Origin of the sequence: Algiphilus sp., assembly GCF_023145115.1 — a bacterium.
Taxonomy (GTDB): Bacteria; Pseudomonadota; Gammaproteobacteria; order Nevskiales; family Nevskiaceae; genus Algiphilus.
In genome coordinates this window covers 26392-39335 of sequence record NZ_JAGLEJ010000037.1, presented here as the reverse complement: position 1 = coordinate 39335, position 12944 = coordinate 26392, and the positions used below count along the sequence as shown (strand labels likewise).

General features: G+C 65.2%; 17 protein-coding genes. 1 reads left to right on the top strand and 16 read right to left on the bottom strand.

All coding sequences use genetic code 11. The features are described from left to right. Positions 1 to 55: 55 nt before the first annotated feature. Positions 56 to 436, top strand: a complete 381-nt coding sequence (locus KAH28_RS12085; protein WP_290576940.1) for a DUF3015 family protein — start codon at positions 56 to 58, stop codon at positions 434 to 436. Positions 437 to 449: 13 nt separating this feature from the next. Here the strand turns inward: KAH28_RS12085 and KAH28_RS12080 are convergent, their stop codons facing one another. The 16 genes from KAH28_RS12080 to KAH28_RS12010 form a co-directional block, all read right to left on the bottom strand. Further along, on the bottom strand, positions 450 to 1100 hold the full coding sequence (locus tag KAH28_RS12080) for a class I SAM-dependent methyltransferase (RefSeq protein ID WP_290576938.1): 651 nt from the start codon (positions 1098 to 1100) through the stop codon (positions 450 to 452). Then, positions 1100 to 1438, bottom strand: a complete 339-nt coding sequence (locus tag KAH28_RS12075; RefSeq protein ID WP_290576936.1) for a hypothetical protein — start codon at positions 1436 to 1438, stop codon at positions 1100 to 1102. The genes KAH28_RS12080 and KAH28_RS12075 overlap by 1 nt, the downstream gene beginning before the upstream one ends. A 51-nt stretch (positions 1439 to 1489) precedes the next feature. Continuing rightward, the gene (locus tag KAH28_RS12070) at positions 1490 to 2083 is read right to left on the bottom strand and encodes a hypothetical protein (protein ID WP_290576934.1); all 594 of its coding nucleotides are present in this window, start codon (positions 2081 to 2083) and stop codon (positions 1490 to 1492) included. Between the two features lie 10 nt (positions 2084 to 2093). Continuing rightward, positions 2094 to 2414 carry a quaternary ammonium compound efflux SMR transporter SugE gene (gene sugE / locus KAH28_RS12065; RefSeq protein WP_290576933.1) on the bottom strand — a complete coding sequence of 107 codons (321 nt, stop codon included), beginning with the start codon at positions 2412 to 2414 and terminating at the stop codon, positions 2094 to 2096. Positions 2415 to 2586: 172 nt separating this feature from the next. Continuing rightward, positions 2587 to 4404 (bottom strand): acyl-CoA dehydrogenase C-terminal domain-containing protein, encoded by a 1818-nt coding sequence (locus KAH28_RS12060; protein ID WP_290576932.1) that lies wholly within the window; start codon positions 4402 to 4404, stop codon positions 2587 to 2589. Between the two features lie 249 nt (positions 4405 to 4653). Then, positions 4654 to 5046 (bottom strand): hypothetical protein, encoded by a 393-nt coding sequence (locus KAH28_RS12055; protein ID WP_290576930.1) that lies wholly within the window; start codon positions 5044 to 5046, stop codon positions 4654 to 4656. A gap of 120 nt (positions 5047 to 5166) precedes the next feature. Next, positions 5167 to 5493, bottom strand: a complete 327-nt coding sequence (locus KAH28_RS17470; RefSeq protein ID WP_366918181.1) for a HEPN domain-containing protein — start codon at positions 5491 to 5493, stop codon at positions 5167 to 5169. Between the two features lie 339 nt (positions 5494 to 5832). Further along, positions 5833 to 6666: a hypothetical protein gene (locus KAH28_RS12050; RefSeq protein ID WP_290576928.1), complete on the bottom strand. Its 834-nt coding sequence runs from the start codon at positions 6664 to 6666 to the stop codon at positions 5833 to 5835. A gap of 897 nt (positions 6667 to 7563) precedes the next feature. After that, positions 7564 to 8730: a hydroxymethylglutaryl-CoA reductase gene (locus KAH28_RS12045; RefSeq protein WP_290576927.1), complete on the bottom strand. Its 1167-nt coding sequence runs from the start codon at positions 8728 to 8730 to the stop codon at positions 7564 to 7566. 45 nt (positions 8731 to 8775) lie between these two features. Continuing rightward, the gene (locus tag KAH28_RS12040) at positions 8776 to 9723 is read right to left on the bottom strand and encodes an acyltransferase (protein WP_290576926.1); all 948 of its coding nucleotides are present in this window, start codon (positions 9721 to 9723) and stop codon (positions 8776 to 8778) included. Between the two features lie 80 nt (positions 9724 to 9803). Further along, positions 9804 to 10004, bottom strand: a complete 201-nt coding sequence (locus KAH28_RS12035) for a hypothetical protein (RefSeq protein ID WP_290576925.1) — start codon at positions 10002 to 10004, stop codon at positions 9804 to 9806. Between the two features lie 26 nt (positions 10005 to 10030). Continuing rightward, positions 10031 to 11014 (bottom strand): alpha/beta hydrolase, encoded by a 984-nt coding sequence (locus KAH28_RS12030; protein WP_290576924.1) that lies wholly within the window; start codon positions 11012 to 11014, stop codon positions 10031 to 10033. A 7-nt stretch (positions 11015 to 11021) separates the two neighbouring features. Then, the gene (locus KAH28_RS12025) at positions 11022 to 11228 is read right to left on the bottom strand and encodes a DUF2905 domain-containing protein (RefSeq protein WP_290576923.1); all 207 of its coding nucleotides are present in this window, start codon (positions 11226 to 11228) and stop codon (positions 11022 to 11024) included. 3 nt (positions 11229 to 11231) lie between these two features. Beyond that, positions 11232 to 12299, bottom strand: coding sequence for a uroporphyrinogen decarboxylase (gene hemE / locus KAH28_RS12020; RefSeq protein ID WP_290576922.1), 1068 nt, complete (start codon positions 12297 to 12299; stop codon positions 11232 to 11234). Next, the gene (locus tag KAH28_RS12015; protein ID WP_290576921.1) at positions 12296 to 12718 is read right to left on the bottom strand and encodes a type II toxin-antitoxin system VapC family toxin; all 423 of its coding nucleotides are present in this window, start codon (positions 12716 to 12718) and stop codon (positions 12296 to 12298) included. The genes hemE and KAH28_RS12015 overlap by 4 nt, the downstream gene beginning before the upstream one ends. Beyond that, on the bottom strand, positions 12715 to 12939 hold the full coding sequence (locus KAH28_RS12010) for a hypothetical protein (protein WP_290576919.1): 225 nt from the start codon (positions 12937 to 12939) through the stop codon (positions 12715 to 12717). The genes KAH28_RS12015 and KAH28_RS12010 overlap by 4 nt, the downstream gene beginning before the upstream one ends. Positions 12940 to 12944 lie beyond the last annotated feature (5 nt).

The following is a 12944-nucleotide window of genomic DNA, read 5'->3' as shown; positions in this document are numbered from 1 at the left end:
CACGCCGGCGCGCGTACACTCCCGAAGCCCCCTCCCAACACGACGAGTTCGAGCCATGATGCGAAACCTGTCGATGCCGCTGGCCGCGGCGCTGGCCGCAACGCTGTCCGCGTGCGGGATCACCAGCGAGAAGGCCACCACCGCGCCCACCGATCTGGCCTCCACCACCGGCGACGCAGCAACGTCGGCCTCGTCCGGCGGCAGCGAGGACGAACGCGCCGCGCTGCGCGCCCGCCACTACGTGCGCAGCGAGCTCGACTGGCTCGAGCGCGAGGCCGCCACAGGCGAGGGCGAGCACATCGAGGCGCTGGCCGTGCTGCTCGGCGAAACGGAGCCGGCCGCCTTCGCGCAATGGGCGCAGGCACACCACGGCACGCTCTTCACCGATCTGCGCACGCCCGAGGAACTGCTCACCCGGATCGACGCCACCCGCTGAGCGCACGGCCGGCTCAGGGCCGGTCGCAGCACACGATGTGCACGTGCTTGTCGACGGTCGCGCCGGCATTGCTCTGACCGCTCTCGCGATGTGCAACCGCGTCGAGCACGCGCAGGTCCGCTGCCTCGATCGTCTCGCGCGCACGCTCCAGCGTGTAGAGCCGGAAGCCGTGCGCGGTGAAGGGCAGGTCGCGCATGAACCCGGCGTCACCGAAGGCGATGCACAGGCTGCCGCCGGGACGCAGCACGCGCGCGATTTCGGCCAGGTGGCTTTCCGGCGGTTCCCAGAAGTACAGCGTGTGCACGGCGAGCACGCGGTCGAAGGCGGCGTCCGCGAAGGGCAGCGCCGCGGAGCTGCCCTGCAGGAAGCGCACCCGACCGGCCGCGACGAGGTCGGTATTGTCGGCCCGCGCCTCGGCCACCATGGCATCGGACCAGTCCACACCGGTGTAGTCGAGCGCCGGCGCCGCTTCCAGAAGCGGCCGCACGAAACCGCCGTTGCCGGGTCCGATCTCCAGCACCCGGTCACCGGCCGTGCACGCGAGCTGCGCGATGCAGCGCAGGTTGAGCGGCCCGTTGGACGCGTTCATGTTGCGTCCGACCTCGGCGGCATCGTCACCGCTCGGGCGCCGCAGCTGCCCGGCCAGCCACTGCGGGTCCGGCATCAGGCGCGCTCCTGCCCGCGCGCGGCGGCGTCGAGATGCGCGCTCAGCCTGCGCGCCTCGCTCGCGGACAGCGCCACCGGCATCATCTGATAGCTGGCGAAGGTCTTCACGACCAGTTCGACGCCGACCGCGCGCTCCGGCGCGCCGTCCAGCACGTGCACCTTCACGCGCGTGCGCATCAGACCGGACGACGCGCCCTCGACCTCACCCACCGTCCGGCGCACGCCGGCCCCGAAGAGCATGCCGCGGAAGCCGCCGTGACGGAACATCCTGACCAGCAGAAAGACCGCCACGACCGCGAAGACGGCAACGACGACGAAAGGGAACAGCGATTCCATGGCCACGGTTTCTCTCCCGATGCAGACCCCGCCAGCGTAGCGCCGGCACGGTCATGCTTCGCGCAACGCGCAATACGGTGCGTGCCGGTAGTACTTCGGCTGCCGGTCGAGCCGGACATGCAGCCACGGCACACCGTCGCCGGCCGTGTTCAGCCAGAGCGGCGTCGTACCGATCATCGCGTCCACCGCATCCGCGACCGTCCGCCACAACGCACCGCGCTGGGCCGCGGGCGCGTGCCGCAGGAAGGCGGCCAGATGCGGGTAGGCGGCGGACCCGGCGACCGGCCGCGGCACCACCAGTTCGGCGTCCCCGCCCAGATTCGCGAAACGCACCACCGGCGATGCCGCCGTCAGGTGCTCGGCGAAATCGCCGCTATCGGCCGGCCGCTGCAGCTCGGGCGCTTCGATGAGCACGCACTCGAAGGGCTGCGGGAGCGCGCCAAGCGTCAGCGGCGGGCACTCCCAGCGCAGGGCCGCGAAGGCACTGCCGGCCAGCGCCGCGCCGAAGCGGTCGCGGAACGCCGGATCATCGCGCCAGCCGCGCAGGCAATCGTCCCAGGTCAGCTCGACGCCGGCGTCGCGGAAACGCAGCACCTCGGCGCGACGGCCATCGATCGGCTCGCGGATCACGTCCGGCTCGCGCATCGGCGAACGCTCAGGCCGGCGTGGCCAGCTTGAGTCCGACCAGGCCCGCCACGATCAGGGCCACGCTGATCAGGCGCGCGGCGTTGGCCGGCTCACCCAGCAGCACGATGCCGAGGATCACCGTGCCGACGGCACCGACCCCCACCCAGATCGCGTACGCGGTACCGACCGGCAGCGTCTTCATGGCGATGCCCAGCAGCCAGAAGCTGACCACCATCGCCAGAACCGTTCCGGCCGTCGCCCAGGGCCGCGTGAAACCATCGGTGTACTTCAGCCCGATCGCCCATGCGACCTCGAACAGACCGGCAACCAAGAGAATGACCCAGGCCATCGGAATTCCTGCCATCCATGCCGGGGCCGTCCCCGTTGCGCGATGGAGCGGTGGGGTCGTCCCCACGTCCTGCCTGCGAGCGCAGGATAGCGGAGCCCGCTGCCTTCCGTGATGCGGCCACGTCGGTGATGCGCGCCGGCAGGCTCCGGCGCGCTCCGGAAGCCGGTTGCGCTCAGAAGCTGAAGTGCTCGCTGTCCAGCGACAGCAGCGAGGCGCTCGGCTTGGTCATCGACGCGGCGTGGCTCTTCGCGCGCGGCAGCATGTGGTCGAAGTAGAACTCGGCGGTGGCGATCTTGGCGCGGTAGAAGTCGTCCGACTGCGCGCCGCTGCCGTCGTCCAGCTTCTGCTGGGCCACGGCGGCCTGCAGCGCCCAGAAGTAGCCCATCATCACGAAGCCGCTGTACATCAGGAAGTGATGGCTGGCGGCCGAGACCACGTCGCGGTCCTTGCGGGCCATCAGCATCAGGCGAACCGTGAGCAGGTTCCACTGCGTGGCGTAGCGGCCGAGCGTGGCGGCAAAGCCGCGCATGCCCTTCCGGCGCAGGTTGTCGGCCGCGAAGCGCGCGATCTGCGCGGTGAACTCGCGCACGCAGCCGCCGCGCGTCATCAGCAGCACCTTGCGCCCGAGCAGGTCCAGCGCCTGGATGCCGGTGGTGCCCTCGTAGAGGGTGGCGATGCGCGCGTCGCGCACGATCTGCTCCATGCCGTGCTCGCGGATGTAGCCATGGCCGCCCAGCACCTGCATGCCGTGGTTGGCCGCCTCCAGGCCCATCTCGGTGAGGAAGCCCTTGAGAATCGGAGTGAAGAAGCCGAGCTTGTCGTCGTACTTCTCGTACTTGGCGTCGTCCTTCTCGGTGATGCCGTTGACCATGTGGTCGGCGTACTTGGCGGCGAAGTAGATCATCGCCCGCCCGCCTTCGGCGACCGCCTTCTGGCTGAAGACCATGCGGCGCACGTCGGCGTGGACCATGAGGGGATCCGCCACCTTGTCCGGCTCCTTCTTGCCGGACAGCGCGCGCATGGACCGGCGCTCCTTCGCGTACACCAGCGCCCCCTGGAAGGACAGCTCGGCGTGGGCGATGCCCTGCACGGCGGTGCCGATGCGCGCCGAGTTCATGAAGGTGAACATCGCCTCCAGGCCCTTGTTGGGCTCGCCGATGAGCCAGGCCCTGGCGCCGTCGAAGTTGAGCACGCAGGTCGCCGAGGCGTTGATGCCCATCTTGTGCTCGATGCTGGGGCAGGTCACCGCGTTGCGGTCGCCCAGGCTGCCGTCCGCGTTCGGGATCACCTTCGGCACGATGAACAGCGAGATGCCGCGCGTGCCCTCCGGCGCGTCGGGCAGGCGGGCGAGCACGATGTGGACGATGTTCTCGGCGAGGTCGTGCTCGCCGGAGGAGATGAAGATCTTGCTGCCGTGCAGCGCGTAGGTGCCGTCACCGTTGTCCGCGGCGCGCGTCTTGATCTGGCCGAGATCGGTGCCGCACTGCGGCTCGGTGAGGCACATCGTGCCGGTCCAGCGCCCCTCGGTCATCGGCGGCATGTAGAGCCCGACCTGCTCCTCGCTGCCGTACTGCATGATGGTGTTCATGGCGCCCATCGACAGCCCCGGATACATCAGGAAGGGCCAGTTGGCGGTCGCCATCATCTCGGTCTTCAGCACGCCCAGGCTCATCGGCAGGCCCTGGCCGCCGTATTCCTCCGGGTAGGACAGGCCCTGCCAGCCGGCCTCGATGAACTGCTGGTAGGCCTCCTTGTAGCCGGTCGGCGTGCGCACCTCGCCGTTGTCGTAGGTGCAGCCCTCGGCGTCACCGCTGGCGTAGAGCGGGGACAGCACTTCCTCGCAGTAGCGCGCGCACTCCTCGAGGATCGCCGACACCGTGTCGGGGTCCGCATCCCCGCCGTTCGACAGCCCGGCGTAGTGCGCCGGATAGTCGAAGACCTCGTCCAGCAGGAAGCGCATGTCGCCGAGAGGGGCTTTGTAGGCAGGCATGGTGGATGCTCGGTTGGCTTGGAGGGGGCGGAATTATGCCTTGTCGAGCATCAGCCCCGAGCCGGCACTGTCACGCGGCAGAGCGGCGCCAAACGCCAGCACTGCACATCATTGGGCAGGACATATGGCCGGCATGCGCGAAGAGCGGGCTTCTGCGTAACGACTCAAATCAGCCGACAGCGTAGCCGGTCGGCAGCAATTGGTTGTTGGGGACCGACTTAATGTAGACGATGAACATCCAATGTGGCATTAGTTTCTACGCTCAAACTCGATTTCGTAAGTATCACCATCCCATACTACAACTTTTCCAAACCAATCCTCTTTAATAGAGAATGTATTCTTTAGTTTGCTTGCGCCCTCGCCACGCTCTACGGCGTTCGGATTGTCAGTACGGGCGATGACAGCCCTAATGACTTGGTTGGTTTCAAATGCCTTGTTCATGGACTCTCTGAACTCAGCGTTTCCTGGGCCAGACCAACGTGATGCCTTTCCAACACATCGAATCGTATTGCCCACAGCCTTTCGAAAATGATGGTGCCAAAGGCTTACAACCAACTCACCCTTGGCATTTTCAGCGCACACCGACCATTGAGGATTTCGCAAGGCGGCACCATAGCGTGTGAATGCTTCTCCGTAATTCATATCTCTTCCTATGGCAACTCTACTTTTTGGGCGCCCAACGCCGCCAACACGCGCAGCTTTGTAGTGGAGGCGAAGCCGCAACGAAAAAGCTGTCGCTGTGCTTGGCTTGGTTATAAGTCGTCAAACCCTGTTGCACAATATTGCGTCCATGTTCGTTACAAATAGCTCCAGATGTTCTATTTGTCTTGCGATCTGTGCCTCATCAATATCTATTATTCGTCCATGTCGATTGTAGTCGCCGGCGTGAGCAATCTGATGCCGTCGCTCTACCAATTTTCCGACGGATTTTTTGATAGATATTCTGCCACTTCTCCTGGCAGCGTTTTCAGTTATATTAATTAGCCTATAGGGACGGAAAATTTGATCAATCACGTCAAATTTCTGAGTAGTGTACGACCCATAGTAGTTCTCGATTAATGTCCTAATCCGCCTATATGGCCTATCCATGCCCAGCAACACAAGCGCCTCTTTTGTATCCAGGCCTGCATCGTGGAGAAGCCCTATTAGTTCTTCATCAGGTCTGTAGCGCTGAAGGTAAGGAACCAGTTTCTCCGAAAAAAACATCCGTCACGTATGTGTCGAGCGCCGCAACCGCCAGAACTACCGCACCGCGGACAATATCTTTTGGAGTTGGAACAGCGGCGCCATTTTCCTGGTCGATTTCCTGTAGTTGCCTGTATGAGGCGACCAAAGACTCGCAACGCCTTATTGTTTTCAAGAACTTTGCATGTGCGTTCGATGGCACGTCGCCTCCTCAGACTTATAACAGTGATTGTGCGTCAACACTCAGGCCATCCCGGGCCCGCCAACAATCGCCTGACCGACTGCGTTGTTGTCTTGATTGAGTTCGATGCCGAGATAGCTCATATAGGCTCCAGGCTGACCTACAACTCGTGGTCGAAGCAAGGTGTATGGTTGAAAGCCAAATTGATTGGCGATAGCAAGCTGTTGATCGCCACCAATTGACCTTCTGTCTCCATCTGCGATGAGTTCGTCCACTACTCGTCGGGGCGACCTTTCGGGCGGTCGGCCAGGTGCAGCTTCTTCATCAAAAGCGGCTTCAATCAGCCGTTTCACCTCTTGTTTTTCATCGCCGAGATACAGAAAGTCCTTGAACTGCAGGTCAACGTGGGAGAAAAGCGCAATCTCATACACGTCATTCTGTACCTTAGGCTGGAAATGCCATATTTCCAATCGTTGGTTGACGTGGCACCAACCAAAAATTGCGGCCTCAAACATGGCGCCCGGCCCGGCCCTCTCCTTGTACTCACCAAACGTTCTCCGAATGAATTTAAGAGCAAAGTGCGCCACATCCGACATCGAAGGAACGTAACGGTTGGGTGAAACCAGATTACTAAGCAATGGCACCAAGCTGAGATAGGAGTTTTGTCCCATCAAAGTACTGCCGGCAAAACAGTAGCCAAATGAGTGTTCGAAATAGACTTGTGAGAAGAAACCGTCTTGCCCCGGCGCGCGACAGACGACCGGCAGTCCAAAAATTTTGGCCGCATCTTCCAATAATGGGCTTCCGCCAGCGGCGCTAACACGAGTGTCCCCAACCACCCACATCGAAGGATATCGATTCAGTTCAAAGTTTGGCCATATCACGATGCTGGTCATTTGCCACTCGCTTCCCTTGACGCACAACGTTGGCGATGAGCCGCGCTTGACGGCGACCGACCGGAGCGGCAGCGAGGGGAGGAAGCGGTCAAGCGTCGGACTCCATCGCCCTTGTTGGGCTTAGTTTTTCTCCCATCAGGAGCCCCATGTTGATCTCTTTTTGTGCTCTGCAGGATCCTGCGCGATCCTGATTAAGTCGATTTGGACTATGACTGTTACTACAATCAACCCGATTAACAGCGCCGCGCTGAAGAAATGCATTTCTCCTAACTCAAACCTGTAAAGCGAGGAAGTCATTTTCCTAAAGATATAACTCTCGAACGGTTCTCAGCGCGAAAGCGAGTAGAGCAAAAAACATCATTCCAACAAAGGAAAGAATGACACTTCTTCTGTATTTGATTCCAGCAGGAGTGAAGTTTTCGTTACGAAGATAGGCAGCAGGATTGAGCAGAACGAATATAGAAACACCGGGCCGTAGATTTTTGTTTGTCAGATGCCAGTAGTACATGCCGATGGCCCAGAAGGAAATAGAAATAAGACCAATGGTCGTTTGTACAATAGTCAGTAAACTACCGGCCATCATCGAGAGCCCAACAGTGATTAGATAGCACGCGTCATTATTCAATGATGATGCGCGCTTCATAACTCCACGAGACTTTGGGTAACAGATGCCCCATAAGTTATCGTAATAATTGAAATAAGTGGCAGTGGATCAATATGGACGCGCTGCAAGTTCCGAGTAGCTGTTCGGACCGATAGCTATCCAGCAACGTAGCTTGGGCCCGCAAGAAATTGCCATGCCAGCCGCCAAGCGTCGGGCACGTGAGGCTGGTCCTGAATGCGGCACATGGCGTTTGGCGGATCAGACCGTTCGCGCCTGGCGCAGGGCTCGCCGAATCAGCGGTTGCGCCCGTACTGCTCGTGGCTGCTCACCCACTCATCGGCGAGCACCGCAGCGCCCAGTGACAGTTCGCCGCACAGCACGGTGGCGCCGATGATTTCGGCCAGCTTGCGGGCCTTGCCCGGGCCGACGCAGTCCATCATGCCGAGGCATTCGCGCTGTGTGGGCAGGCCGGTGCCGCCGCCGTGGGTGGCGACGATGAGGCTGGGCAGGGTCACGCTGTAGTAGAGATCGCCCTCGTCGGTGAGCTCGCTGTGCACGAGCGCGCTCTGTGACTCGGCGACATTCGCCTCGTCCTGGCCTGTGGCGATGAACACCGAGGCAATGCCGTTGGCGGCATGGCTGCCGTTGTTGCTGGAGCCGGCCATCATCGCGCCGAGGTTCGAGATGCCGCGCTGGTTGAAGAACTGCCGCGCGCTGACGTGCATCACCTGCTGCAGCACGGCGTCGGGTATCACGCAGTCCGCGATGACGCGCTTGCCGCGGCTGTAGAGGGTGTTGATCTGGCTGTGCTTCTTGTCGGTGTCCATGTTGCCGGACAGTACCCAGCGCTCCATCGGCCCGGGGTACTGCTCGGCGATCCACAGACAGGCCTCACGCGTGGCGCGGCCGCACATGTTCTGGCCAGCCGCGTCGCCGGTGGAGTAGTTGAAGCGCAGGTAGCGGAAGCGCGCCGCCGCGAACTGCTGCACGAACTGCAGCTTGCCGACGCTGGTGGTGGACTCGGCCGCGGCACGGATCCGGTCCATGTTGGCCTCGACCCATTCGCCGAAGGTGCGGGCGTCGCGGGCATTGGCGAAGACGAACACCGGTGCGCGCTGCATGACGTCGTCGACCACCGACACGTTGACGCCGCCGGCCTCGCGCGTCAGCCGCATGCCGCGGTTGTAGCTTCCCACCAGCGTGCCCTCGGTGGTGGCCATGGGCACGTAGAAGGCGCCTCGGGCGTGCTCGCCGTTGACCTGCAGCGGCCCGGCGATGCCCATCGGGATCTGGCAGACGCCGGTGAAGTGCTCGATGTTGCCACGCGCCTCGCCGGCGTCGAAGCTGCACTGCCCGGTATGCGTTAGCGACACGCCGGTCTGCTCGCGCACGAACTCGCGGCGCTGCTGCGCCATGTCCTCGGTGTAGTCGTCGTCCTTGCTGCGCGGGATGCGGCTCATGGCGCGGCTCCGTTCGGGTGCACGGCCGATTGTGCCGCTGCCGGTTCAGCTGCGCGAATCGCCGGAATGCAGCGTCGCGGCCGGCGCCGGCGCACCCTCGCTGCGCAGCTCGCGGAGCCGCTCGTCCTTGGCGCGCCAGAATCCGGCCACCCACTGCTGGAAGCGGGCGCGGAACGCCGGATCGTTCTGGTAGTCGCCGGCCAGGATGTCATCCGGGATATCGTGCAGACGCGCCTCGACCACGAGCTCTGCCTGCTCGCCGCTAGCGAAGCTCCACAGCAGGCTGTGGCGGGTCGGCCGATAGGCGATGGTGACGTCGATCAGCCCGGCGACCTCGTGGCCCATGGCGCTGATCGCGAAGGCCAGCCCGCCGGACTTCGGCGGCAGCAGGTTCTCGTAGGGCGACTGCTTCTCCGCGTGCTTGGCCGGCGTGAAGCGCGTGCCCTCGGCGAAGTTGACGATGGTCACCGGCACGTTCCGGAAGCGCTCGCAGGCGCGGCGGGTGGTCTCCAGATCCTCCTTCGCCAGCTCGGGGTTCCTTGCGATGGCCTCGCGGGAATGCCGCGCCATGAAGGGAAAGTCCAGCGCCCAGCACACGAAGCCGATGATCGGCACCCAGATGAGCTGCTTCTTCAGAAAGTAGCGCAGCCAGGGCACGCGGCCGCGCAGCACGTCGAAGAGCAGCACGATGTCGGCCCAGCTCTGATGGTTGCTGATCAGCAGATAGTTGCGCGCCGGGTCGAGCGCGGCGTCGAGCCGGATATCCCACCGCACCGGCGTCAGCAGGCGCAGGAGCACCGCGTTGGTGCGGATGAACTGCCAGGCGATCGCCACCATCAGCCGCGTCCAGAAGTCGCGACCGGCCTGCCACGGCGACACCAGCTTGAGCAGTGCGAAAGGCAGGAACGCCAGGAAATGCACGACCAGCGAAAGGCTCAGCGCGATGAAGGTCAGCGCACCGATGATCGCTCGCGGCACAACCAGTGACAGCATCCCGGAAGCCCTCCGTCAGGCCCTATCGCTCGGCCGCCAATGATAGGGCGGCGGAACTGCGCCGGGAAGCCGCCGGCGGGTCAGGGATCATCGCGCGGCGGCTGCAGCAGCGGCGACAGATCGAGCTCGCGCATGGCCTGGATCGCCATCTCCCAGCGGCCTTCGGCGCACAGTCCGCTGATGCCGGCATCCTCCCAGGCGGCGAGCGCGGCCTCGATGCAGGCGTTGCGCACGGCCTCGGCCCGCTGCGCTGCGATGCTTCCGGGTTCGTTGCTGGGCATGGCGTCTCCCTCGCGCGTCGGTGTGCTCAGTCTGCCCGAGCCCGCGGCAGCGCCGAGAGCAGCGCCGCGGCGGCCTCGACCGCGGTGCGCCGCGCGCCCGCCTGCAGCACCAGCCCGGCATGGTCGACCTGCGGGACCTGCTGCACCGGAATGTCCGCAGCGCCGGTACGCGCGAATGCCTCCGCGAAGGCGTCCGGCACGAAGACACCATCGTCGGCACCGACCAGGACCTGCATGGGCGCCGCGACGGCGGCGACCTCGGACCGCCAGTCGGCGCGGGGCCGGAAGTTGCTTGCCAGCCGGAAACCGTAGCTCGGCGTCAGCCCGCGCGCATCGCCGACCGCGAAGCGCAGGACCGGCAGATGATGAAGGGCGCGGATCCCGAATCCGTCGAGCAGATGCAGCGCCACCAGGCGCGGCACGCCGACGCGGACCCAGCCGCCACCGCCCGGGCGATAGGTGGGCGCGTCGTGGCCGACGAAGGGCGCCAGCAGCAGGTACCCGTCGAAGGCCGCCGCGCCCGGTCCGGCGGCCACCCGCAGCGCGAAGCCGCCGCCGGCGGAGTAGCCGGCCAGCAGCCGCGGCGAGGGCGGCTCCACCGCCGCGAGGAAATCGGCAAGATCCTCCTCGAGCTGCCCGACATGGCCGATGCGCCCGCGTCGCCCGGAAGCCCCGTGCCCCCGGATGTCGGGCGTGTAGACGGCGAACCCGGCCGCGGCAAGGCTGTCCGCCAGCGGTTGCATGGCGCGGCCGTCGCCCGCCGAGCCGTGCACCAGGACCACGCTGCCGCGCACCGGCGGGTCCGCGAGGGTGCGGCGATAGGCCAGCTCGGTCCCGTCGCGCGCCGTGAACCGACGCAACGGCGGCGCGTAGACCGCCGCGCGCTCGAACGCATTCACCAGTGCCGAACGGCCACCGGGATCGGCCGGCCCGCCGAAGGCGATGCACGCGCCGAGCAGCGCCACGGTGAGGGCCACGAACCCGAGTGCAGCGACGAGAAATGCCTTCAAGGCGCGCTCAGCGGTTGAAGAGGTTGAGCAGCAGCGACAGCACGAGACTCACCACGATCATCGATGTGATCGGGATGAAGACGCGGCCGTGTTCGGTTTCGTGGTGGATGTCACCGGGCAGGCGGCCGAACCAGTTGAGCAGCCAGGGGGCGTAGTGGAGCGCCAGCCCCAGCAGCACGAGCGCGATGCCGGCAATGACCAGCCAGCGCGCCATGATTCAGCCCTGCTGGTGGTAGGCCGGGGAGAGTTCGTGGAGCGCCTCGATCATGGCGGCGGCGTGCTCGGGGTCGACGCCGGGGGTGATGCCGTGCCCGAGGTTGAAGATGTGGCCGGGCCCGGCGCCGTAGCTCGCCAGCGTCTCGCCCACCGCCTCGCGGATGCGTGCCGGGCTGGCGAAGAGCATCGACGGGTCGAGGTTGCCCTGCAGCGCCACGCGATCCCCGACGCGCGCGCGGGCGGCGCCGAGGTCGGTGGTCCAGTCGAGCCCCAGGCCGTCGCAGCCGGTATCGGCCATGCGCTCCAGATGCTGGCCGCCGTTCTTGGTGAACAGGATCACCGGCACGCCCGGGTGCTCGGCGCGGATGCGCTCGACGATGCGCGTCATCGGATCGAGCGAGAAGCGCTGATACGCCGCCGGCGGCAGCACGCCACCCCAGGTGTCGAACACCATGACGGCCTGCGCGCCGGCCGCGACCTGCGCGCTCAGGTACTGCGCGCTGGCCTCGGCCAGCGTGCCCAGCAGCATGTCGCCGAGCTCAGGGCGGTCGTAGATCAGCGCCTTGATGCGCGCGAAGTCCTTGCTGGAACCGCCCTCCACCATGTAGGTGGCCAGCGTCCACGGGCTGCCGCCGAAGCCGATCAGCGGCACGCTGCCGGCGAGCGCATCGCGGATGGTGCGCACCGCGTCCATGACGTAGCCGAGGCTGTCGTTGGGATCCGGCACCGGCAGCGCGCGGATGGCCTTCTCGTCGGTGACCGGGCGCTCGAAGCGCGGGCCCTCGCCCTCGGCGAAGTACAGGCCGAGGCCCATGGCGTCGGGCACGGTGAGAATGTCCGAGAACAGGATGGCCGCATCGAGCGCGAAGCGGCGCAGCGGCTGCATGGTGACCTCGCAGGCCAGCTCGGGCGTGCGGCACAAGGTCATGAAGTCACCGGCCTTGGCGCGCGTGGCGCGGTATTCGGGCAGGTAGCGCCCGGCCTGGCGCATGATCCAGACCGGCGTGCGGTCCACCGGCTGGCGCGCGAGGGCGCGGAGGAAGCGGTCGTTCTGCAGGGGCGCGCTCAAGTCGGGCTCCAGTCGGCGAGCAGGGTGGCGCTGCCGGTGGCAGCGACACGGTCTATATACCGGCGATCGGCGGTGATCAGCTGCCCCTCGCGGTGCAGGGCCATGGCGTGATAGACGGCATCGTAGAAGGTCACGCCGTGCTCGCGCACCAAGGTCAGCCCGCGCTCGATTTCTTCGGGCTCGGGGCTGCACAGGCGCAACGGCATGCGTTGAAGGGCGCTCATGGCCAGCGGGGCATCCTCGGGAATGCGGCGGCCGAGAGTATTGCCGACTTCGTAGAGCGCCAGCCCCGGCGCCAGTGCGGTCAGGCGCTCCTGCGCGATGGCGTCGCGCAGCCGTACCGCCTGCTCGCGATCACCTTCATCGTCGACGATGAACCACTTGATGATGATCGACGCGTCGACGACCAGTGCCTTCATGGACGTTCGCGATCGGCGCGCAGCCAGTCCACGGCGCTGCCGGGCTGCATCGGATTGCGCGCGCTGATCTCGTCCATCATCCGGCAGGCGGCTTCCGCGTCGCGCCGCTTGAGCCACGCAGCCACGGCCTCATTGACCACGCGCGACCGCTCGCCACGCGGGGTGGCCTGCAGCGCTTCCCATACGGTGTCGTCGAAGACGATGTTACTGCGTACGCTCATGGGTT

Coding starts and splice junctions, on each gene's coding strand:
- KAH28_RS12045 (WP_290576927.1), bottom strand. CDS start 8,730: ATGAGCCGCATCCCGCGCAGCAAGGACGACGACTACACCGAGGACATG.
- KAH28_RS12040 (WP_290576926.1), bottom strand. CDS start 9,723: ATGCTGTCACTGGTTGTGCCGCGAGCGATCATCGGTGCGCTGACCTTC.
- KAH28_RS12085 (WP_290576940.1), top strand. CDS start 56: ATGATGCGAAACCTGTCGATGCCGCTGGCCGCGGCGCTGGCCGCAACG.
- KAH28_RS12080 (WP_290576938.1), bottom strand. CDS start 1,100: ATGCCGGACCCGCAGTGGCTGGCCGGGCAGCTGCGGCGCCCGAGCGGT.
- KAH28_RS12060 (WP_290576932.1), bottom strand. CDS start 4,404: ATGCCTGCCTACAAAGCCCCTCTCGGCGACATGCGCTTCCTGCTGGAC.
- KAH28_RS12010 (WP_290576919.1), bottom strand. CDS start 12,939: ATGAGCGTACGCAGTAACATCGTCTTCGACGACACCGTATGGGAAGCG.
- KAH28_RS12035 (WP_290576925.1), bottom strand. CDS start 10,004: ATGCCCAGCAACGAACCCGGAAGCATCGCAGCGCAGCGGGCCGAGGCC.
- sugE (WP_290576933.1), bottom strand. CDS start 2,414: ATGGCCTGGGTCATTCTCTTGGTTGCCGGTCTGTTCGAGGTCGCATGG.
- KAH28_RS12050 (WP_290576928.1), bottom strand. CDS start 6,666: ATGACCAGCATCGTGATATGGCCAAACTTTGAACTGAATCGATATCCT.
- KAH28_RS12055 (WP_290576930.1), bottom strand. CDS start 5,046: ATGAATTACGGAGAAGCATTCACACGCTATGGTGCCGCCTTGCGAAAT.
- KAH28_RS12070 (WP_290576934.1), bottom strand. CDS start 2,083: ATGCGCGAGCCGGACGTGATCCGCGAGCCGATCGATGGCCGTCGCGCC.
- KAH28_RS12075 (WP_290576936.1), bottom strand. CDS start 1,438: ATGGAATCGCTGTTCCCTTTCGTCGTCGTTGCCGTCTTCGCGGTCGTG.
- KAH28_RS12025 (WP_290576923.1), bottom strand. CDS start 11,228: ATGGCGCGCTGGCTGGTCATTGCCGGCATCGCGCTCGTGCTGCTGGGG.
- KAH28_RS17470 (WP_366918181.1), bottom strand. CDS start 5,493: ATGGATAGGCCATATAGGCGGATTAGGACATTAATCGAGAACTACTAT.
- KAH28_RS12015 (WP_290576921.1), bottom strand. CDS start 12,718: ATGAAGGCACTGGTCGTCGACGCGTCGATCATCATCAAGTGGTTCATC.